At 38.9% G+C, this 22,938-nt stretch carries 13 protein-coding genes and 1 other RNA gene; 6 read left to right on the forward strand and 8 right to left on the reverse strand.

Features of this window, described 5'->3' with window-relative positions:
- The first annotated feature begins 78 nt into the window (after nt 1–78).
- The 3 genes from H6607_09515 to H6607_09525 all read left to right on the forward strand — a co-directional run bounded on the left by H6607_09515 (nt 79) and on the right by H6607_09525 (nt 9,260).
- On the forward strand, nt 79–8,412 hold the full coding sequence (locus tag H6607_09515; GenBank protein ID MCB9262599.1) for an RHS repeat-associated core domain-containing protein: 8,334 nt from the start codon (nt 79–81) through the stop codon (nt 8,410–8,412).
- Nucleotides 8,405–8,899 (forward strand): hypothetical protein, encoded by a 495-nt coding sequence (locus tag H6607_09520; protein MCB9262600.1) that lies wholly within the window; start codon nt 8,405–8,407, stop codon nt 8,897–8,899. The genes H6607_09515 and H6607_09520 overlap by 8 nt, the downstream gene beginning before the upstream one ends.
- Before the next feature lie 157 nt (nt 8,900–9,056).
- On the forward strand, nt 9,057–9,260 hold the full coding sequence (locus tag H6607_09525; protein MCB9262601.1) for a hypothetical protein: 204 nt from the start codon (nt 9,057–9,059) through the stop codon (nt 9,258–9,260).
- Between the two features lie 285 nt (nt 9,261–9,545).
- Here H6607_09525 and H6607_09530 read toward each other — a convergent pair whose 3' ends face one another.
- Both H6607_09530 and H6607_09535 read right to left on the reverse strand, forming a co-directional pair.
- A complete protein-coding gene (locus H6607_09530; GenBank protein ID MCB9262602.1) occupies nt 9,546–10,841 on the reverse strand; it encodes a DDE-type integrase/transposase/recombinase in 1,296 nt (431 codons plus the stop codon).
- A 299-nt stretch (nt 10,842–11,140) separates the two neighbouring features.
- Nucleotides 11,141–12,967, reverse strand: a complete 1,827-nt coding sequence (locus H6607_09535) for a tetratricopeptide repeat protein (protein MCB9262603.1) — start codon at nt 12,965–12,967, stop codon at nt 11,141–11,143.
- A gap of 132 nt (nt 12,968–13,099) precedes the next feature.
- Here H6607_09535 and H6607_09540 point away from each other — a divergent pair, with 132 nt between their 5' ends.
- Entirely contained in the window at nt 13,100–13,483 is a 384-nt protein-coding gene (locus tag H6607_09540) for a hypothetical protein (GenBank protein MCB9262604.1), read from the forward strand.
- A 26-nt stretch (nt 13,484–13,509) separates the two neighbouring features.
- A complete protein-coding gene (locus H6607_09545) occupies nt 13,510–13,974 on the forward strand; it encodes an SH3 domain-containing protein (protein MCB9262605.1) in 465 nt (154 codons plus the stop codon).
- Between the two features lie 70 nt (nt 13,975–14,044).
- Here H6607_09545 and H6607_09550 read toward each other — a convergent pair whose 3' ends face one another.
- Both H6607_09550 and H6607_09555 read right to left on the reverse strand, forming a co-directional pair.
- Entirely contained in the window at nt 14,045–17,278 is a 3,234-nt protein-coding gene (locus tag H6607_09550; protein MCB9262606.1) for a M4 family metallopeptidase, read from the reverse strand.
- Complete coding sequence (locus H6607_09555) at nt 17,271–17,714, reverse strand: hypothetical protein (protein MCB9262607.1); 444 nt, start codon at nt 17,712–17,714, stop codon at nt 17,271–17,273. The genes H6607_09550 and H6607_09555 overlap by 8 nt, the downstream gene beginning before the upstream one ends.
- Before the next feature lie 103 nt (nt 17,715–17,817).
- Between H6607_09555 and ssrA the strand changes: the two genes are divergently transcribed.
- Nucleotides 17,818–18,193, forward strand: a transfer-messenger RNA (tmRNA) gene (gene ssrA / locus H6607_09560).
- Between the two features lie 175 nt (nt 18,194–18,368).
- Here the strand turns inward: ssrA and H6607_09565 are convergent.
- The 4 genes from H6607_09565 to H6607_09580 all read right to left on the reverse strand — a co-directional run bounded on the left by H6607_09565 (nt 18,369) and on the right by H6607_09580 (nt 22,837).
- Complete coding sequence (locus tag H6607_09565; protein ID MCB9262608.1) at nt 18,369–20,234, reverse strand: gliding motility-associated C-terminal domain-containing protein; 1,866 nt, start codon at nt 20,232–20,234, stop codon at nt 18,369–18,371.
- Nucleotides 20,235–20,713: 479 nt separating this feature from the next.
- On the reverse strand, nt 20,714–21,583 hold the full coding sequence (locus H6607_09570) for an IS3 family transposase (protein ID MCB9262609.1): 870 nt from the start codon (nt 21,581–21,583) through the stop codon (nt 20,714–20,716).
- Nucleotides 21,580–21,858, reverse strand: coding sequence for a transposase (locus H6607_09575; GenBank protein ID MCB9262610.1), 279 nt, complete (start codon nt 21,856–21,858; stop codon nt 21,580–21,582). The genes H6607_09570 and H6607_09575 overlap by 4 nt, the downstream gene beginning before the upstream one ends.
- Before the next feature lie 334 nt (nt 21,859–22,192).
- On the reverse strand, nt 22,193–22,837 hold the full coding sequence (locus tag H6607_09580; protein ID MCB9262611.1) for a hypothetical protein: 645 nt from the start codon (nt 22,835–22,837) through the stop codon (nt 22,193–22,195).
- Nucleotides 22,838–22,938: the final 101 nt, after the last annotated feature.

Genomic DNA, 22,938 nt, shown 5'->3' on the forward strand with positions numbered 1-22,938 from the left:
CTTGTTAGTTACTTAACAAGTTTCGGAGGTATAGAACCCGAATTAAGGGTAACTCAGGTTGGAACAGGTCTATCGCTGATGGGGACCGTTTTAAATTATGATGTGGTAACCTATCAGTCCAACGGAATGACAAATCCGCTCTCCCCCGTTGGAAGTCCAGGGTATTATTTAAGGCATGTTAACAATGTCATTGGATTGGAAATCGATTATGATGTTTCGACTTGTCCACCGAGTCAGTTTTCATTTTCTATAGATTTGGAAATAAATACTCGGGAATGGGATGAAATCAATCAAACCTTTAACAACAATACGTATCTCAAGACGTTGAATGTTGATTATGATGCAACCGTAGGTCAGACCAACTTAGATGAACATAGTTTTGTATTTGAAAATGCGTATTGGGTTGAGGCCAAGATACTCAACATGAGTAGCACCACAAATAAAAACTTTGTAAAACTGTACAATGCCATAACAATAGAAAGATACCAAGACATTGATGCTAATTTCACACCGAGTTTTAATAGTTGGCAATACTTGGCTTTAAGCGACCAAATTAGGGTATCTTGGAATGCTGTTGATGGTGCCGAAGAATATGAATTGGAGTGGCAGTACATTGACGATTATGACGTTGATGCTACTCCTAAAACTGCCGGAGACTTGTATATTGAGTTTAAAAACAACGCCTCACGTGTTATCTTAACCAACACCTACTACGATTTTTCATCCGTCTTTGACCAAGGCTATGTGGTGTGTCGTGTAAGAGCTGTTGGCAAAACAGGAGCTAACTTTGAACATCGTGTCAATGGAGTCTGGTCAAACAATGGATCCAATTATTTAAACACCTTTGTTTTAACTGCCGAAGCTTTTCCTGTACCCTTTACATCCATTCAAGTTCATGAACCAAACCTAAACTGGCAATACAGTGCAACGTATGCCGAAAATGGTTTGCGAAAAGAGGTAATTGCTTATTTCGATGGTTCATTAAGACAAAGACAAACAGTAACACGATTAAATACCGAGCAGGATGCGGCTGTAGCAGAAACATTTTATGATCACAACGGTCGTCCTGCTGTAACTGCAATTCCGGCACCTGCCTTCGAAAACAAGCTTCGATTTTATGAAGGTTTTAACCTGAGTTCAACATCTGGAGAAGCTTATACCCGTTCTGATTTTGACATGAGTGCGAACTGCACTCGAAGCATCAACACCATGGATAATACAAGTGGTGCATCAAAATATTATTCGTCAAACAATCCGTTAGCCTCAAATTTAGGCTATGAATACATACCCCATGCATTGGGATATGCCTTTGCTGTTACCGAATATACTCCGGACAATACGGGAAGAGTACGTCGACAAGGAGGTGTGGGAATTGATCATCAACTTGGAACCGGCCATGAAACAAAATATTATTATGCAACACCTGAACAGGTGGAGCTAGATCGATTGTTCGGAAACAATGTGGGCAATTACAAACATTATCAAAAAAACATGGTGGTTGACCCAAATGGACAAGTAAGTGTTTCTTATTTGGATCTTTCGGGTAGAGTGATTGCAACAGCTTTGGCCGGTGAATCTCCTGATAATTTGGATGCGTTGCCTACCGCATTAAACTCCACAACGCTAACTGTAACGTTAAATTCGGATGAACTTGGGTCTCGACTGGATGAGTTTACAATAAACAAACAAATCATTGTTGAAAATCAGGATGTGGCACACACGCTCAGTTACAACATTGATATACCTACATTTACAGATGAACACACCATTGGTTTATGTTACGATTGTGTATATGAGCTTGAAATAAGTGTAACAGATGAATGTATGAACGAGGTATTGGATGGCGACCCAAACACCGTCGGGAATCAGCCTATAAAACGATTAATTGGTAAAATTGGTCAGGACTTTGATGTGAACTGTGATGGTAGCCTTTCTTACAGTTTTGATACCGATGCCGATTTAAATAATCAAGACATCATTATTACCCTTAGTACTGGAACGTACATGATAAGCAAGCGACTGAAAATAAGTCAGGATGCGATAGAATATTACAAAGCACAATATTTGGCCAATAAAGATGACTTATTATCCGAACAAGATTTTATTGACCAATACTTAGCAGAAGTAAATTATGATGATTGCGAGTTGGATTGTGAGGTATGCAGCGAACTCTATTCAACTGCTCAAAACAAAACCGACTTTGTTAATGCCAAGCTTCAGGAATTGGTTAACAGTGGTGTAACGCCAGATGCCGAAGATCAAGCTGCCATTGAGGATCTTTTCGATCAGATTAAAGCAGATTGTGATGAGCTGTGTTCATCAGATTTTACAAGTTGCCAAGTCTTTTTAGAGCAGTTAAAGGCCGATATGAGACCGGGAGGACAATATGCACAATATGAATATGATGCAAATGGCAACTTTGTAGGTCATGGAATGCTTGATGAAGCGGAGGTGTCAACGGTTGGTTTTACCTATCAATATTACGTTATGAATGGGTCAAATTACATGACAGATTACTCCAATGGTGGCAACGTAGATCCTTGGATTATGGTGGCTGGTGAAAAAACGAAACCCATCTTTATGACACCTCAGGAGTATGTAGAGAATTTTGATGAGAAATGGATTGACGCATTGGTAAAACTGCATCCTGAATATTGCGAGTATGAGTTTTGCATGAATGAAACGGAAAGTGATGAGTATGACCGAGACATGATGGAAACTAAAACGTACGCCGAGGCTTATAGCCGCGGTTTTTTAAATCCATTAGGGATGAGCGGTTCGTATGTGCCAAATGTGACCATCAACGAATTGGATCCATTTTTTGCTTCCAATGGAACGGGTAATGGTGTTTCAGGGAGCTTAGAAACGGCACTTGTTGCCTTTAAGAATCCAGATCCGGAAGACATAAATTGCAGGAATATTAGTGCATGGGAAGCGGCCATGGCCACTTATATCTGTGGCATGGAAAATGGAACTTGTTCGGATATTTTAACCTGCCTTAGTGGTTCGGATTGGAGTCCATCAGGAATTTGTGAACCATACCTAGATCGAATATGGATTATGTTCCGCTCTATTTATCTTATGGAGAAAAAACGATTGATTGAGACAACATTCGGATGCAATCCTTCCATTCCATCAGGCTACCAAAAACGTTACCCCAGTGTGGTGGATGAAGACAATAGAATTTCTGATGTAAAAAGCATGGCAGTATCTCAGACTCAAACAGAAATTGACGACTACTGCCAATCCACCTGTGAGGCAAATGTCGAATCTTGGCTTTTTAAACTGGAGAAGTGTACATTAACTCCAAGTGAAAAGGACGATTTGGCACTTGGATTTGTAGCCGTATGTACCGCCGGATGTGACACTGACCGACCTTTTGGTTCTATTGATTTAGCTACGGGACAATCAGTATCAGTACTTGGAATAACAGCCACTTCTTTTGAAGATATTTTTGACCACGTAATACCACCAACCGACACCCGTCGACAAGCTGGAGTTTGTGACGTCAACCTGATTAACTTCCCAATGAGTTACGATCACGATTATTTGGCATGGAAAAAACCGGATATAGAAGGATGTAATCCTGAAACGCTTGAACTGGATGACTGCATTTTAAACGAAACCAACGAAGACCTAAAGAAATCCATGATTGCTCAATACGGTCCTGACAGCAGTTGCAATTCCTGCGTGGACTGTTACGAATTTTACGAGACACTCGTTGAGATAAACACCTATTATGGTGTGGATATACAAACCATACCCAACTATCAAGTTATTCTGGAGCAACAACTAAACAAACGGCTCAAGTTTAATCTTACCTATTGGGAATACATTGATTTTATGCAGCAATGTGCTTCACTAAACTCAAACATCAAGGATTCTTTTACCATTGAACTGTACCTTCAGTACTATGAAGGCTATGCCTTTAATGATGTGTTAAATGTTCCGTATCAACTAAAAGAAAATAATACCAATCCGACTCGTCAAAAGAACTTACCTCTTGATTGGTATAAGGGCTACATTGAGCAGATTGAATGGGCATCAACCCAAGACAATATGCAAATCCAAACGGGCATGCAAGATTTGGATGATTGTGTTTGCAACAAATTAATTGGACTCAAAGAGAGCTATAATTCAGCTCCCACACCCAAACCACCTTTTAGTGATTGGGTAAACAATATACTTAACTGTGAAATGCCTGGATTTGACTTTGAAGACATCGAAAGTCTATGCCGTAAGGCCTATTTAGCCGATGCGGCTAATAATGTCATTCCGCCGGCGAGTACATACGCTTGGAGCTCTGCTCAGAAAAAGGCAATTGAATATTTCTATACGGGAACAAATGCACCTATGGTTCCATCTTGTTTTGATTGTACTAATCCTGATCCAATTATTACTAATTTGGGTGCTATCACCATACTTACAACACCACTTAACAAAGAGGATTGTTCCATTTTTTCTCAGTTCTTACAGGATTACGAAACCAATGTTGACCCGAACATTATTTCCAACCTACAAGCCTACTGCAATCTCAACAGTATCTCTAATTGTTCCACTTGCGACAAAGAACTATTGGAAGATTTTATGGAACAATTTTATGGAGCGTATCCGGATCCAAATTATCCAAACATCAACATTCCTGTGGAGATGTTTTTGGATCTTTATATTGACTGTTTTTGTTCTAATTTGGACGGAAGCGGATGTTCCGGCGATTGTCGTGAGGTAGATACGGCAGCACTCTATTTCCTTGAAGTTTTAAATGAAATTGTTACCACCCCAGGTTCATGGGGAAGCGTGCCGAATAGACTGTTGACCAGCAACTGGTATTTGCAACCTGACATACCCACCTATTACAACAGCGATTGGTACGACGGAAGTTGTTTGAGTACCTTAAAATTTCAAAACCTAGACCTTTCCAAGTTTTTTATAAGCTCATATATTTCCGATAACTGTACGCACTTCACCAATTTTGAGCTTTACTACGCAACAGCACCATATTACAATGGCAATTACTATTTCGATTTTGGAAGTGTCGTGGATTTTACCTCTATCGAACCCCTACAAAATGGTGTAGGTTGTTATTTCCCGAACAAATTCAAGGTGTATGCCTTGCAGGATGACGGCATGAGTAATTTATTTCCTGTGGAGTTTGTAATGACCTTGTATACCTCTGCTCCGGCACAAGAAAAGATTTCAAGGCCTTGTATAAAACTCTGCAATAAACCCTATTATCAAGAATTCGAAATTGACGAAGACCCTTGTCGAAACTTTAAGGACCAAGTGGCTACCTATAATGCAAAACGTGCATATAAAAAATATATCGAGGATTTAGAAGATGATTTTGAAAAACGCTATGTAGAACATTGTCGTACCGGATTTTCGTCTGAAAACTTCACCAGAACCTACGACCTTAACGAATACCATTACACCCTTTATTACTACGATTTGTCGAATAACTTGGTGCAAACCGTACCACCTGCGGGAGTAGATTTTATTACTGCTCAAGCTGATTTCAATCAAATTGAAGCTGCACGAAGTGGTATTGCCTCACCTATTTACAACAACCATCAATTAATAACCACTTACTCGCAAAACAGTTTAAATCAAATTGTTCAGCAAAACACCCCCGATGGTGGTGAGTCGAACTTTTGGTACGACAATTTGGGAAGATTGGTCATAAGCCAAAACCAAAAACAACACGACATTCCAAACCACAATGCAATGGCCCCACCCCAGTTTAGCTACACCGTGTTCGATGAACAAGGTAGAATTTCGGAAGTAGGACAAATAGCCAATTGGAATGCCATGAGTTGGCAAATAGCCTTTGACGAAAATGATTTGGCCAACTTTATTGCCAATGCCAACACCCGCGAGCAGGTGACACATTCGTATTATGACAACGATTTGTTTGCTATTTCGTATAAGAACTTTAGTGCCGACAATCTTCGATCAAGGGTGGTGTCCATGACTTATGAAGACGCCTACGACAACGATGATTATACCTACAATTACGGAACACATTACAGCTACGACATACATGGAAACGTAAAACAATTGGTGCAGGAATACACGGCACTAGCTTCCATCAACCAAGAGTTCCGACTATTGGAATATGATTACGAACTTATCAGTGGGAACGTAAATACCTTTACTTACCAAAAAGACCAGGAAGACCAGTTTATTCATAAATACGAATACGATGATGACAACCGCTTGGTGGCAGCCTACACTTCATCCAACGGTGTGCATTGGGATAAAGATGCATCCTATGAATATTTTAGGCACGGGCCACTGATGCGGCAAGAAATTGGTGACCTCAGGGTGCAAGGCATTGACTATGCTTACACCATACAGGGTTGGCTAAAAGGTGTAAACAGCAATACTTTAAAATCTGACAGAGATATCGGCAGAGACGGTCAATCGGGTTCTATAAACGAATATGTGGGCAAAGACGTTTTTGGCTTTAGCTTGGGCTATTACGAAGGTGATTTTTATGAAATTGGCTCCATTCTTTCCAGCGACTTGGCCTTTTCGCAAACATCCAGCTCCGATTTTGGGTCGGCCTCACCTGATTTGTTTAACGGCAACATCAAACACATGATTACCGCCCTTCAACCCTTTATGGGCACAAACGGAGAGCCCATGGGTATGGCTTATACATACGACCAGTTGAATCGAATTAAATCAGCCACTGCATGGGATGATATAAACGTTACCACGAACCACTGGAGGCAGCCATCTTCAGGGCCATTGCAGGATTATGCATGCAACTATACCTACGATGCAAACGGTAACATAATGACATTGAGCAGAAATGGTACTACCGCTGTAAACACTCAAATGGATAATTTTATCTACCACTACTTCCCCGGCACAAACAAACTGGAGTACGTAAGTGATATGGTTAATTCATCCAACTACACTAACGATATTGACGACCAGCTTCCCGGCAACTACCTATACGATGAAATTGGAAACTTAATTTCTGACCAAGCGGAAGGCATAGACAATATTGAGTGGACGGTGTATGGCAAAATAAAATCCATAGACAAAAACAATACCGCCCCAATACTTGCCGATTTAGAGTTTGAATATACACCCGATGGCAACAGAGCCATGAAACGGGTTATTACCAAAAACGCCATGGGTACTATTGTTTCAGTAGAAGAAACCTATTATATTCGTGACGCTTCGGGCAATGTAATTTCTACTTATTCGTTAGCCAATAACGATTTGGTGTGGAAAGAGGCCATGATGTATGGAAGCAGTCGGGTTGGGATGTTTAAACCCGAAAAACTTATTTGCAGCAATGGTGTTCCGGTTTCGTCAGGCATTCCGGCAGACGAAGCAAAAGACATAAGAGGATTAAAAATGTATGAGTTAAGCAATCATTTAGGCAATGTGTTGGCGGTAGTAAGTGACCGTAAAATGCTTACTTGCCCCAACCTTTTACCTATTTACGATGCCGAGCTTTTAAGTGCAAATGATTACTATCCATTCGGTATGCAGATGGATGGCCGCTCGGCGACGTTGACTGGGGAGGGGTATCGGTTTGGCTTCAATGGCAAAGAACAAGACAAAGAAGGCATGGGCGGCGGCCAATCTACTTACGATTATGGCTTTAGAATTTACAATCCTGCCATCGGTAAGTTTTTGAGTGTTGATCCTCTAACGCAGTCTTATCCATGGTACACTCCGTATCAGTTTGCTTCGAATCAACCCATTCATGCTATTGATTTGGATGGACTTGAAAGTTCGGATGATAAAAATCCAACAATTGTTGTTTTTGGACCAGAGAATCCAAATGGTTTTAGCTCAGATGAAAAAAATCAATTGGAATGTCTTTTAAAACTGCTCGAAGCTTCACAAGTATTTCAGTCCATTATAAATAGTACTGAAAATGTTGAAAATATTTACTTATACGATAAAGGGACAAGGGCTAATCTGACTGAAACCCAGAAAAACACTCCAAGTAGTGTTGTTTCGGGTCAAAATGGTTACATTGGACTACCCCAACATTCTGTTAACGACGATCCCCGAACACTAACTACGTTAGTTTATGAAGTTACAAATGTGGGGAATATGCCGAAGTACGATAAACTGGATGAAAAAGCAAAAGAAGGTTCTCTCACAAAAGAAGAATATGTGTCTGGGCAATTTCAAGCAGAGGCTCTTGCCGTGTTCAACGTTTTGGAGTTTCAGCATGAAAATCCTGAAGCGGATGATGGAAGTTATGAAGGGATAAAGCATATTTTTAAATTGTACAAAGAGGGAGGGGAGTATGAAGGACACATAGTTGACCGGAAAGGTTGCTTAAATCTAATTGCTTCATTCATTGAGACCCAGAATCCTGAAATAAAAGCAATATATGAAAGCAACTACGACAATATTACTAAAGGAAATGAGTAAGAGTGTTCGTCCAATCTGTACCTTTACTACCTTGATTGCATTTTTGTTTAGTGTTCAAGGTATTGGAAGTTTTGGTGCTCACATCAAGGATGTTGAGACCATAGAAATAAATAATGACAGTTTAACGATAGATTGTCTGAATAACATTACCAATTACAATATCAATTATAAAGTGAGTCGTCCTCGGAATGTCGAAATAAATGATAGTACATATGTATATACATACGTTATTGTAGTTTCTTGTTCAAGTTTTTCTAATTTTTACAGCCCACAATTAAGTAAAGAATCTTTGAAAACAATTTTAAAGTGGTTTGATGATGAATCTAAAGATTGGGTAGCAAATATGATTTTTTATTCGATAACCGAGAGCAATCTTAATGAAGAATTACTAAAGTTAGTTTCAGCCGAAGAACCTTGGGTAGAATGGAGAAAGAAAATGAAGGTTGAGGATAAAAATAAGTGGACTAATTTTGTTTCTAATATATGAATATAGTACTCTCCGGGGCTGCGAGGCAATTAACACAGGAGTACGAGACGAGAATACAAAACAAAGAAACAAGAAATAAAATCAAAACCCTTCATAAACAAAGGCATTGCTAACAAACAAAAAAACGTGGTATATTCGTGATGCCTCCAGCAACATAATGAGCACCTATATAGAAGAAAGCAGCACCTTGGTGTGGGAAACAGCCCCCATATACGGCAGCAGCCGATTGGGTCAATATATGCCCAACCTAGTAATAGGCAGCACACCGCCACCCAACCCAGAAGAGCCGGAGGTGACGGAGGTTATACGTGGCCAAAAAGTATATGAAATAAGCAATCTCCGGCAACTAGGATGGGGGTAGAAGATTAGAATACGAAACCGGAAACAAGAAATGAAATTGAAACTCTACATAAACAAAGGGTTTGGAAATGTATGTATTAGCAGAATAGGTCGTTCGTTATCCCGATAGCTATCGGGACGGCAATATTGATTATCAGACACTTAGAAACACAAGTGTTTTGATGACCTTGTTTTTAATTTTGGTTTTGAAAAAAGAGAATTGAAATACTTTTGAGAAGAAAACGAATTTGAAAATGGAAAGGATTACCCTTGTTTGATTGAAATGAATTGATTTTGGTTCATTTTATTAACATCCTGATCCGCAACCATTGTTTAGGTTTAATTTAATGCGTTCTTTGACTTCTTTCTTGATTTTGTCTTTGTCAATCCGAGGTTTGTTGTTGTAATGAACTTCAGCAGGAGTATATAATCCAAGAACACAATGCGGTCTCTGATGGTTAAAATCGAACACCGCCTCGTTGAGATGCTCCCTTAAGTGATTAATGTTGGCAATAGGTTGTTTAAAAAGATACTGGTGCTTGAGGATTTTGTTGCTGGCTTCTACCATTGAGTTGGATTGTACAATATCCTTAAGAGCTACTTTTTTGGTAATATCTATGTGAGATTTCCTGATATAGGCTTCAACGGTTTGGTTGTTGTTTTCACTTCCTCCATCGACGATTAAGTCAATGGATTTAGTAACCTCCAAATCATCACTAAATTGTTGTTTAACTGCTTCTTTGATAGATTTAGTGCGAATGGCACCATTACATTTATCAGAAACCTTCCAGTTGATGATAAACTTAGAGAAATTATCGACAATGAGATAAACATAGTTTTTCAACCCGTCAAGGGTTTTTACAACAGTCACATCGGCATGCCATGTATGATTGGGTCTTTGGGCTCTCAAAGGATCATAATCCTTGTATTTATTAAACTTGGGTTTTCGTGTTCGAAAATGATACTTCTTATTGTAGGCATACCACGAAGATAATGAAAGGTTTACATGGTTGTTTCGAACGGCATAAGCCCAAACAGAAGCAATTGGCCAATGGAGAAATCGTTTTCTGTTCAAAAGACTTCTAATGGTTTGAAGTTCTTTTAAAGTTACCTGATTTGGAACTTTCTTTAAACATACACCAATGGGAGAATTAACACAGTGTACTTCTAAAGATTTTCTCCAATAAGCAAAAGTACTTGGATGTATTTCAAGGAATCTGCACATTGACCTCACTCCCCCATCGAATGTATTTTTTGAGGCATAAATGAATCGGAGTATTTCTCTGAAGTTTTCTTTGAGAAAAGTTTTGTACTGGTTTTTACCAAAAAATTCGAGTATGATGATTTTAATCCGGGCATAGGCAATGAGCAATTGTTTCTCACGCTTCAATTTATCATCATACAACAATTTGAGTTCTTCCACATTATCGTTTATATCAATAGCATATTGATGACCTACAAACTTCTCGGTTGTATCAAATTTCCAAGCCCAAGAAGTCGATCGAGGAATAGATTTGATAAATGAATCCGGTAACCATTGTTTATGAATATCTAATGCAAAAGCAAGTTTGATAGTTGAATGATACGAATTTCGATGTTTCATATAATTGAGACATTTTTTTTGAAAAAGTGCGTTCTAAATAACGAACACAAAATTCAAGGGCATCAAAAATACAAAATATTGAAAAACAATACATTAGCTAATTCCAATGTTCGATATAAGGATACTAGGGGCTACTTTAAAAGGTGCCCGATAGCTATCGGGACTGCATAAACAAAGGGTTTGAGAAAGTACACCCTGACCGTCCTTGCGGGTATTGGCAGAATAAGGCGTTCCTATATGTTAATTCAGGGGTTCATGGAAACTCCCCGTCAAGATTGCAAAACAACCAAAGCCAAACCTTACTGTGGTGCAATGTTTGATTTTAGTTTGTTGTAGCGTTTTCGGGCATCTACCACAAATAAACTTCCCGGGTAGTTAAAAATGATTTTTTCGTACATTTCAATGGCTTTTTCCGGATTGTTCAACTGGTGTTCGTATAGCTTGGCCAATGCAAAAAGTGCGTTGTCGGCCAAAATATCATCAGCAAAATAGTTAATGATGTTTTGGTAATATTCTTCCGCTTTTTCATACAATCCTTGCTTAAAGAAAATTTGTGCCTTTGCAAGGTATATTTCATCCTCTAAGGCATGGTTTGGATAGGCCAGCGGAAGTTTGTTGAGTATAGAAAGGCTTTCATCTAATTTGTTTTGAAAAAGCAACAGTTGAGAGGTGGCAAATGCCTTCATTGCATCGGTGTTGCTGTCCAGTCCGGTGTTGTCTTTAATAAGCAATGTCAGCTCAATGGCATTGTTTGAAATAAGTTGTGATGTGGCCGTTTTTAGCACGTCTAATTGTTCTTTTGCCCAGTCAAAATCTCCCTTAAAATAACTCAATCGGGCATTTCTAAACTTTGCCTCCTGCCCAAGTGCATCCTCTTTAAATTCTTTATCCACTTGGCCATACAGCAACGTGGCTTCCCAAATATCTCCTTTAATCAAATAGGCATCGCCCAGGGCAAGTTTGTACTCACCCAAATCATTTCTAGGCAAATATGGAATAGTCAAAAGCCCCTCGAGCAATTCAATGCCCTTGCCTGCATCGTGTTTGTAAAAAATATAGATGTCGGACAATTCTTTAATGCTGGGTGCCGTGTGCTGGTCTTTTCCGTAGGTGGCAATCATGTTTTCATACTGACCGACAAGATTATTTACATCCTGCTCCGAAAAGTTTTGACTGGTTGTTATTCTGCGATAGGCCGTTTCAAGTTTTCCTGCTTTTGCCACAAGATAGTAGTAGCCATCATTGCCAAATTCCAGCACCTTGTCGAAACATTTTTCGGCCACCTCAAACTCATCGTTCGAAAGGCAGGTTTCGGCAAGTTCTATCAGCGTTCTGCCATCCGTTTTGTTTCGTTTATCCATGGCGGCTGCTTGCCGCAGGGCAGAGTTAAACTTCTTTTGTTGAACAAAAATCCACATCAACAAATCGTCGAACGACGTGTTTTGTGGGTGTTTTTGAATATACAAAGCCGCTTTTTCTTGCAAATAGTCCATTTTTATGTCGCGGTCAACCAAAAAAACGAGATTTGATTTGACTCGTTCCAAGTCGGAAGGTGCTTCGGCCAATACATCCAAACATTCGTTTACCAACGCTTCCGACTGGCCTTTGGCTTTGTAAATGTCCATTAAGTTTTGTGAAAAAAGGATAGAATATCCGCTTGCTTTTCGTCCTTCCAGCAATGCTTTTTTGGCAAAATCATATTCATCTCTTTTTACCAATGCACCCGCAAGTTGCTCAACTTCTACGGTGCTGGCATCTCTTTTTAGAGAGGAAACCGCTTTTGAAATGGCGTTTTCATACAATTCGTCAGCCTCTTTTGTTTTTCCGGTTTCCTTAAATAGGTAGCCCAAGTCAACCACATAAAGGGGTTTGTCGGGATATTTTTTTACCTGCCTCGAAACCATTTTTTCAGCTTCCGAAAGGTTGTTTAGCTTTAAAAGACAGTTAAGGTAGTTTTGATAAATATAAACCGATTCGCTGTTTTTTTTGTGAAGCCGTTGATACAGTATTTCGGCTTTGTCATATTCTTCGTTGTTAAAATATTGAGCAGCCAACTCCTCATCGGTGTCTTGTGCAAAACCGACAAGGTTTAAAGCCAAAAAGAATAATAGAAAAAAATTTCGCATTTGGGCAAATTTATCTGATTAACAACGAATTGGTAAATAAAATTGTTTTGTGTTACAAAAACTCAGATAAAATGAGAGTAATTAACTACTATTTCACTCAAAAAAAGTAATTTAGCCGCAAAAAAATAGAAAATGAGAAAACTAAGAGTATTAATTCCGGTGTTGTTTGTTTCTTTGGTGGTGTTGGCCACAAGTTGCAAAAAGAAAAACGACCCACGAAACATGGTGTACAAGGCATGGAAGGTGACAGCCATGGAAGATCCAAATATGGATGCATCTGCTATCCAAGCCACAATCAGCGAAGGGTATATGGTAGAGTTTACCAAAAAAGGAAAAATGATTTCAACCGTTGCCGGTAAAAAAAGTGAAGGCACATTTGAGATTGATGAAACCGCAACAACCATTAAAACGACAGAAAATGGCACTACTGACAACCTGTCAATTTCAGGGTTATCTGAAACGGGGATGACTTTGACCAATGGAAGCGGAGCAAAAATGACACTATCTGCTAATTAATTTTTAACAATTTAAAGAAGAAAAAAATGGGATTATTTGATGCATTCAAAAAGAAAGTAGAAGAAAAAAGCGAGGAAATAAATCCGCTTTACGGAGCCATGCAAAATGCAGGCTTCAATATTCACAATATGCAAGTTCAAAACAACGGTGGCAATGTAACTGTTACGGGCAGCGTTGAAGATGGGGCGATTCTTGAAAAAGTAAATGCTTTTTTGAGTTCTCAACCATCGGTTAGCAATGTGTTTAACAACATCGAAGTAGCCGATATTAGCTCACAAGGTATAAAATGCAAAGTGGCAACCAAATCGAGCAACTTGAATGTGCGTGCAGGGGCAAGCACAGAAGATGAAATTGTCGGAAAATTTGCCAAAGACAGCGAGTTGCTTTTGGTGAAACGAGTAAATAGCTCTTGGAACATAGTTAGAGGCACGGGCATTGATGGAAATCCGGTGGAAGGCTATTGCCACACCGACTATATGGAGATGGTTTAAAAAGAATCGTTTTATAAAACAAAAGCCCGCTGGCCAAAGGCCAGCGGGCTTTTTATTAATCAGAAATTAACTATTCTATCAAAATGAGTTTTCTTATCAAACCTTGTGGTTGTGGGATAATCAAGAAATAAGTTCCGGCTGATACGTCAGTTAATGAAATTTGAGATTTATTCATATTGCCTGATTTTACCATGCAACCTTTAGTATCGATTAAATCAAACTTACTGAAAGGATTTACTCCGGAAACGAACAACACTTCATTTGCCGGATTTGGATAAACCAGTATGTTTTGCGAAAGAATGTCATCAATGTTCACTATCTCTTTGGTCACAATCACATTGTAATTTTTGGTCGAACCATCTTCCGCTTTTACTGTATAAACCACGGTGGTCGTGAAATTCTTGGCATTTGCACCGCTTATCTGTTCTTCTGTAGCCACCAAAACAGTTGATTTAGGCGAGTGAGTAAAGGTTGGAATAAGGCTTTTTACGTCCACACTGTCCGGCACTGTTACATTAATGTTTGTTCCACTAAAAACGGCCTTTGAAGCACCCTGCACTGCTGGAAATGCAAAACTCAACAAATCTTTTTCGCTGCTAAACAAACTACGCGTTCCGTTGGCATACCATACTCCCCATTTAGCATCATTTATAAGTAAAGAGGCAGAGCCAGATGGAGTTATTTTATCCGTTTTCATAGAAATGATTCCTATCACATCATTGCCGCTCGATTGTGCGTCAAAAATGATTTTGGCATCATCGTTTGAGTAATTTGGAAAACTCAACTTAACGTTATCAAATACGGTAGAAACCTTGCCTGAACTGGTGTTTAGAGCCAATAGAGCATAATCGTCTGCAAATTCATCAATATAGTCAAAAGCAATGATGTAGGGTGAATTTTTAGAATAAGTTGGGTTGCCAATACTGACATCTGAGGGCAATTGGCTAAACAATTTTTCTACTTTACCATTACCCCAGTTGTTGCTTTGGTTATCCCAAACTCTTATAATACCTATGTCCCAATAATCTAACGTACCGCTGGTGCTGTTTATCAAATTTCGGGAATCGTATAAAATGTACTCGCCACTATAATCAAACTCAATAGCATCGGCATACAAAACCCCGCCCGCAGACACACCCGAAAACGTTGGATTGTAGAGGGTAAATTTATTCCACTTTTTAGTTGTAAAATCATATACATAAATGGCAGAATCTATTTCGGTGCTCACACCAGCCAGTCGTTTTCCATCTCTCGATACGGCCACGTTGCTCCAAAAAGCATCGCTTGTTAAAACACTTTCGCCATTTGTTCCCTTCAAGTCAACGGAGTGAATATTGTTGTCATCCGCCACAAAAACACAAACACTTCCATCATCAAGCACCGATGGTTTTCTGAGAAAATCTGTTTGACTAAAAGCCTTAAAATTGTCTCCAGCCGTAGAACTTCGGTACAAGGTGTTGCTATTAAATGGGTCAATATCAATGCTCAAAATATTTTCGGTTCCGGTGTTTTTTGGCAAATCTTTTTCCTCGCTTCCGGTTCCGCCGCCAGTGCTGCCCGCATTGGGGTCAAATATCTCTACGGTGTCAAATGCCTCTTTGGCTTTGGCAACGTGTGTGCTATTGGCTCCAAAAAGATCGGTGGCAGCTTGAACAATGGCATATCGCAAAGCTAAAAAGTTGGAACTGGAGGTTAGGTAATTGGTTAATGCTCGGTAATAGATTTTTTCAGCATCGTTTTTGCCAACGGTATTTGCAATCAAATAAAATGCATGGTTTGGAATGCCACTGTTGATGTGTACACCACCATTGTCATCGGTGCCTTTGTAGGCTTCCGACATTTTCATGGGCTGATATCCATTCTGCCCCAACGATGTGCGGCCATTGTGCGGATTGCTTACATCTCGCAAAGCACCGCTTGGAAAAACAGAAGTTTTAACAACGTCTTCTCCCAATCGCCAATCATCACGGTCTATCAAAACGCCAAACACATCGGCCATTGACTCGTTTATGGCTCCCGATTGCCCTTGATATTCCAAATTGGCGGTACTTGAAATTACGCCATGCGTTATTTCGTGTCCGGCCACGTCAAGACTTCCGGCCAAGGGTTTAAACGCCGTTTTGCCATTGCCATAAAACATTGCCTGCCCGTTCCAATAAGCATTGTCCAAACCTGCTCCGTTTTCGGTAACATTAACCACCGAAATCATGGTTCCACCATTTCCGTTGATAGAGTTTCGGTTGTGAACCGATTTGTAATAATCATAAACCAAACCGGCATGATAATGGGCTGAAACAGCCGATTTATCCGTCCAAGTATTGCTGCTTGAGGTAATTTGGCTTAAACTGCTGCCATTGGTATTTTTTGCGTCAATGGTCCAAATGGCTCCGTATGGGTCATTGGGTATGCTGCCTCTGCCAGAATTGAACATAGGTTTAGTTGCGTCAATCAACATGTATGTTGCCCCCACCTGATAGGTGTTTATGGTTTGACTTTTTCCGTTCAAGTCTGTAGCTGTGGCAGTTCTTGGGCCGTCAATGGAGCAGGTTTTTTCATAAGCATTTAGCACCTTTCCAGAATAGGCATCTACCCAAACACGCCACCAATGGATATGGTTAGGGAAATAATCAACCACAAAAACTTTTTGCAGTACACCGTTTATGTTTACGTAATACAGATTGGCCACCGTTTCTTTTCCGGCAGAGAATTGCCAAAGTTCGCTGTTGGCAGCTATATGTTCGTTTTCAACAACCAAACTTTCGGCAGAATGAATAGCAATTTCTGCTGAAACAAGGGCGGCTGGGTTTTCATTAGGCGTGGGCAAAAGCATGCCTTGAGCAGTGATGTTTCCATCCGTATATTGATGAACAATTATTTCACCACAAAAAACCGGAATGTTGTTAATAAGACGGTTTACCTTGGTATGCGAAATGGCCAATTCATCAACGTTCGAATAAACAGCAGTGAACTTATCAGAAGCTGCAATTCCCAAATCATTAGATATGGAAGTAATAAACTGCATGGCTGATTGAGACGGAATTTGGGCCTTGGCGTGGTTTTCTGTTTTTCCCGAAACCTGAATAACAGTTTGATTATTGTCAAATTGAATCAGATATTTTGAATCGGGTTTTACAAAGATTTGGTTGATTTGATTTTGACTGCCGCCATAACGAGTTTCTGAATATGCAAAAGTTGCTTTTTTGCCCGATGAGTCTTTCTGACTGCGGGCGGTAAATGCATTTTGTGCAAACAAATTTCCTCCCCAAAAAAGGATTAGCGAAGAGAGTAAAAAACGGTTATTCATTATTTTCTGAAGTGTTGATGTTGTCTAAAATAGTTTGTAACATGGTGTTGATAGAGGATACCTGTTCGGGAGGATTGGCTCCGTTTTTTCCCCAAACCACCTTATTTTCGCCAATTTTTATAAAATAACTCATGTTGCCTGGTTGGTTTATGCTTAGTGTGTCGAAGTTTAATTTTTTGGCTTCTTTTAATACGTTTTTAACTTCTCCTTTTTTGATGGTTCCAGCCAGTTCTGATTTTCCAGACAAGCTGCTGTTTCTATAAATATCTCCATTTTTAAAAATGTCAATTCGGTTTTCGGCTCCGGTAAACCCGCCAAAACTTCCGTAGCTTACCACGGGTTTTGCCGAATCATCCTTTTTGCTACCTCTGTTTTTACATGAGTGAGCTGAGAAGAAAAGCGAAAATGCCAAAAGACCCAAGCACAGTTTTTTCATTTATATACATTAAACGAATGACAAAATTACAGCAATATTGATGAAAGGCTTAAAGAAACTGCATCAAAGGCACTAATTTTGCAGAGAAATAACAAACCTCAAAGGGGCTGACTGGATTTGACGGGAGGGCCAATTGACAGGTAAGCATGTAGAGCGTTGTAGGAATTGCTCTTAAATCAAAACCTTCAACAATATAAACGGCGAGTATAACTACGCCATGGCTGCCTAATCCTAGGAGATTATAGCAATTGCCATCCGCCTGCTGTTGCTATGTTTGGGCTGCGGCAGAGTTCAGGCGGTCGAAAAGCCCGAATAATTGTCGGTAATGTCTGTTAGCCGATGGTTTACAAAGCAGGCTAAGGGTAAAAAAAGGTGCTTGTCTAACCCTATTTACCACCAAAACAATAGACAATAAACATGTAGAAAGCGTGATTCAATTCCTTCTTCGGACCCGGGTTCGACTCCCGGCAGCTCCACAGATTCTAAAAACTCCCTGATTATCAGGGAGTTTTGTTTTTTTAAGAGTTTTTAATATGGTTTGATAATCCGGTAGTTAGGGTTCGACTCCCTTTGGGTTAATTATGTAAATGAATCAAAGTGGTGAAAAGATGATATTGTATGTCAATACTTAATCTGTTGCTGGCCAAGCTTAAGCTAGCGAACAATAGTAATTATCCCATTGTCATACAACCGACGCTTTCTCCCATCCTCCAATGAAACAGAATATTGAGATAGCCAGAGATAACCGCCAGATTGAACGTCTTTGCCCGAGTATTTTCCATCCCACCCACTTTCAATGTCTTCTGTTTGGAAAAGGAGTTCTCCCCATCGATTATAGATGCTAAGTCGATATTCGGTAACAAGACATGATCCGGTTGGTTTAAATACCTCGTTAGGAGGACGGTCGTTGGGGCTAAAGGCATTTGGAAAATACAATTTACATGAGCAATCCTTGAAAGCCAAGTTTATCTCTGATAAGACCTGATTACAACCATGAAGCCTAATGGAATATGAGCCGGATTGAGATGCTATCAGGCTAGGAGCCATTGTGCCATCTTGCCAGATGTAATTTTCAAGTGGTTGCGGTTGTAAAATTAATTGCTCTCCAAAACACATGGTGGTATCTCCCCCAATGTATGCCAAAGGGGGTTCATGAATTTTTACTAAATGACTAACAGTATCAATACTACCGCCTCGGTATACTATTAACTTTACATTGAAAGTACCGGTATCAGAGAATGTGTGGATTGATGAATCAAGGGTTGACGTATTGGATCCACTTTCAATATCGTCAAAGTTCCATAATACTGAATCTGGATCAAGTGCGTAATGAGCAATAAAGGTTGTTGTATCATTCAAACAAGTGTTTAGGCTTTCGATTTTTATGTTATAAATTGTGTTCGGGTATGACGGAAGACCTAAAAGAGGTTTTCCTGTTCCCAGAAACACTCCGTCTTCTTGATAACCACAAAGGCCGCCCCGTTCATTTGGTCGATTAATTACTGCAAGGTAATGGGTTTGAGGCCGAGCAACGTAGATTTTACCATCAGGACCCAGTTGTATAGCCCCACCGATATTTTGGGCAATTTCGATACTTGATGCTCGAATCAAGTCAATTTGCTGTAATCCCAAGTCGAATTGGTACACTGCATGGGACGCAGGGCCATCTCTATCCGAAACATAAAGGTAACGGCTATTGGTTGAGAACTCAATACCATAAGGAAAGATTCTTGACCCATTATAAAAGGTATCAAGTGTTGTTAGAAATTGGCTTACTTGACCAGAACTTGTACTGAATTTGAAAAGGTCTGCTGTTTGGGTGTAATTATTAGCCATTGCAAGATACTCTCCATTAGGTGAGCATTTGAGATAACCAAAACTATTGAAATACTCTCCAGTGATTATCGGACCAATTTTACTTATCACAGGGTTCAAATCTAATCCGGTTGAGTCCAATAAATAAGAAAAGAACTCATCAGAATGAAAGCCATGTGTTATAATCCAAAAACTTCTTCCATTTGAGTGTTTAATTGCGGTTAATTTCTCGCAAACAGGGGTTTGCATGGAAATACTTTTGGAAGAGGTAACATCCCCTTGTCCATTTTGTAGGGACATGTCCAGAATGGAATATCTAAGCCCGTTTTGTTCCCCTTTATCTATGGTTGTGAATACATAAAAGATATTTTTAGAATAAGGTTTTTTTACGATTAATACCGATTGTGTTGAACTATGATTGCCACCCAATTCTACCCCATTAGGCATTACAACATGATTTCGATTCCATATTTTCTCGCCATTTGAATAAAACAAAAGTTTTCCATTTTCATCGCAAGCTGTGGCACAACCTTCATAGGTATGCATATTGGAACCTACCAAAGCAATAGGAACTCCAGAGTTAAAATCAACTGCCGCACTATCTCCAAAAAACCAAATATTTCCCTCTTTTTGAGCAAATAAGTTGGAAGTTACCGAGCAAATGATCAAAGTCAAAAGAAAGGATTTAACCACTAGTGTTCTCAATTTCAAAATTTTATGACTCATAAATTTTTCAGGAAATAACAAAAGTATGGTTTTGCGGATATTCAGTCAAGTAAAATAAAAGGCCAAGATGAATACATGTTTGACATACTGCCCTTCCTCTCCACAAAACAAAAGACTGCTTTGGCGGTCTTTTTTGTTGGTAAGAATAGTTTGGGTTTTTCGTTAAATTTGTTTTCAGAGTCCTCTAAGGATAGACTCTGAAGGAAAGAAAATGAAGTACGTATTTTATACAACATATGTTCTTTTTGGAAAGTCCAGAAGTAAAATGGATGAATATATTATGACTACTATCCAAATTATCGGATTTGTTAGATTAGTAATAGTATTTAAACTAGTCGTTAGCTTTGAATCTGGATATATATTTTTCCGAGATAATCTAAATATAATATTTATTTGTCTGGCTCCTATTATGTTAATAATATGGAAAATTTTAACTACACCCCAAAGTTAGGACAAAATCAAAGGTACTTATAATTAACTTTTTCTGATTTATTTGGGTTAAAATATTTCTGTAATGGGGTTAAATTCCCTATAGAGCTATGCCTTCTTTTTGTGTTGTAAAATTGGATGTATTGGTTGATTTGTTGGTATAATTCCAAGCCCCCGTTGGGAGGGTTTAGATAGATTTTTTCTTGCTTTAATGAACGCCAAAAACGTTCGATGTAAATGTTGTCTGTAGCCCTTCCTTTGCCGTCCATAGAGATTTGTATGTTGTTTTGTTTTAGAATGTTTAGATAAATTTCGCTGGTGTATTGCGAGCCTTGATCGGAGTTGTGAATGTGAGGTTTTCCGTGTAGTTTTATGGTATCTGTGAGCAAGTCTGCACACCACTGTGCGGTCATCGTGTTAGACAGACTCCAGCCCACTATTTTTCTGCTATACACATCAATGATAGCTGCCATAAACATATGGCCTCTAAACATTGGAATATACGTTATATCTGTTTGCCAAACGTGGTTTGGGTGTTCTACTTTGAGTCCACCAAGCAGATAGGGATAATGACAGTTTGCCTTGTCTCTAAGGGTGGTTTTGGGCTTGGCATAAATGGTTTTTAGACGCATTTGACGATATAGTCTGCGAACACGTTTTTCGTTGATTTGATAACCCAAGTCTTCTTTGAGATAGGTCGTCATTCGAGCCACACCATAGTATGGATGTGCCATAAAACATTGGTCTATGGTTCGCATCAACTGCTCGTTTAATGCACTGGTTATCTTGGGCTTGTAATAAACACCAGATCTATTGATGCCCATTAATTTGCAACGCTCCATTAAGGGTAGTCTTGAACGCGTTTGTACAGCTCGCTGCCGTTTTTCTGTCAAACTCATTTGCCCAAGACTTTCTTTAAAAAATCAATCTGCATTTGCATATGACCGATTTTGTTGTACAATTTCTCGGTGTCTTCAGACCCTTTTTCTTTGGTCGACTTTGACTCAAATACTTCCGAGGCATTCTCCAAAAACTCCTTTTTCCAAGATACAATCTGGGTGCTATGCAGCTCATACTTACTGGCCAGTTCTTGCAATGTCTGACGTTCTTGAAGGGCTTCAATGACCACTTTGGCCTTAAATCCCGAACTAAATTTTCTACGCTTTTTGCTCATTTTCCAATTCAAATTTATTAATCTTTTGAATTGTCCTTTTTTTGGGGAGTACTATATACTTTGCCCAACACTTCCCATTTCAGTTATGAAATATATGTTAGAAAAGGAGAAGAAAAAAGAATATATAATTTGGACGACCCAAATGAACTAATGGACATGAAAAATATTTCAAATATTATTCAAAATCTACTCTATGAATCTAATTTTTATTTAAAAAAATATACGCTGAAAGATATGCAGTTAGATACAAATTATATTAATCTTAAGGATATTTTTTTGCAACACTTAAGAGGCAAATAGTATGGTGGAAACGTGCACCAGCTTGGGGGATTAGTTAATCATCATATTTGTATATTAATTCACCATTTTGAAAATGCAATATTCCAAATTCCCTAGCGACAAATCCATCGTTAAAGGGATGGTACAATAACTCTTGGTAATGCACTATTGAATCTTTGATTTTGAATTTATTTTCATCGATTATCTCGGTTTTCACTATGGTGCTTTCGGAAACAAATTCCGTATAACTTTTATAAAAGACCGAATCACTTGAATATTCCACGGAAAGTGGCCCTTGATTTGTCAAATAGCCTTTATTTAGTTTTTCTTCTTCGTCGAAAGTGCTAAAAGATGTATCTTTTGCAAGAAAAGAAAACCAATAAATGGCTTTGTAATTTTTCATCTCAACAAGTGCTAAGATTATTTCAAATTGCTGGTCAACTGTATAAAATCTTGAAAGAAGATATTTTTTGGTATTTGATATGTCAAATCTAAAATGCACGTCAAAGCCAATTGTATCCATATTTTGAAATAAAAACTGCGAAATTTCTTGATTAATTTCAGACCCTCTAATTTTCAATTCTGAAACATTATAAATTTCACCTTCTATAAAATCTATTGGAAAGAACAAAGTATCAAATACGGACGTATTCATTGGAAGTTTTTCTTTTTCCGTCAGAAATGGGTGATGAATGGACATTAATGTCCCGCACCCTAAATAAATTGTACAAAAAAAGATATGGAACAAGTATTTCATTGAGATTTACCTTTAAGAATTTCTTCTAAATATTTGTCAAATTT

This window comes from Flavobacteriales bacterium, assembly GCA_020635395.1.
GTDB lineage: Bacteria > Bacteroidota > Bacteroidia > NS11-12g > UBA9320 > UBA987.

What these genes read in the sequence shown, in the direction of transcription:
- H6607_09515 (MCB9262599.1), top strand. Translation starts at nt 79, where the DNA reads ATGGGGACCGTTTTAAATTATGATGTGGTAACCTATCAGTCCAACGGA.
- H6607_09520 (MCB9262600.1), top strand. Translation starts at nt 8,405, where the DNA reads ATGAGTAAGAGTGTTCGTCCAATCTGTACCTTTACTACCTTGATTGCA.
- H6607_09525 (MCB9262601.1), top strand. Translation starts at nt 9,057, where the DNA reads ATGAGCACCTATATAGAAGAAAGCAGCACCTTGGTGTGGGAAACAGCC.
- H6607_09530 (MCB9262602.1), bottom strand. Translation starts at nt 10,841, where the DNA reads ATGAAACATCGAAATTCGTATCATTCAACTATCAAACTTGCTTTTGCA.
- H6607_09535 (MCB9262603.1), bottom strand. Translation starts at nt 12,967, where the DNA reads ATGCGAAATTTTTTTCTATTATTCTTTTTGGCTTTAAACCTTGTCGGT.
- H6607_09540 (MCB9262604.1), top strand. Translation starts at nt 13,100, where the DNA reads ATGAGAAAACTAAGAGTATTAATTCCGGTGTTGTTTGTTTCTTTGGTG.
- H6607_09545 (MCB9262605.1), top strand. Translation starts at nt 13,510, where the DNA reads ATGGGATTATTTGATGCATTCAAAAAGAAAGTAGAAGAAAAAAGCGAG.
- H6607_09550 (MCB9262606.1), bottom strand. Translation starts at nt 17,278, where the DNA reads ATGAATAACCGTTTTTTACTCTCTTCGCTAATCCTTTTTTGGGGAGGA.
- H6607_09555 (MCB9262607.1), bottom strand. Translation starts at nt 17,714, where the DNA reads ATGAAAAAACTGTGCTTGGGTCTTTTGGCATTTTCGCTTTTCTTCTCA.
- H6607_09570 (MCB9262609.1), bottom strand. Translation starts at nt 21,583, where the DNA reads ATGAGTTTGACAGAAAAACGGCAGCGAGCTGTACAAACGCGTTCAAGA.
- H6607_09575 (MCB9262610.1), bottom strand. Translation starts at nt 21,858, where the DNA reads ATGAGCAAAAAGCGTAGAAAATTTAGTTCGGGATTTAAGGCCAAAGTG.
- H6607_09580 (MCB9262611.1), bottom strand. Translation starts at nt 22,837, where the DNA reads ATGTCCATTCATCACCCATTTCTGACGGAAAAAGAAAAACTTCCAATG.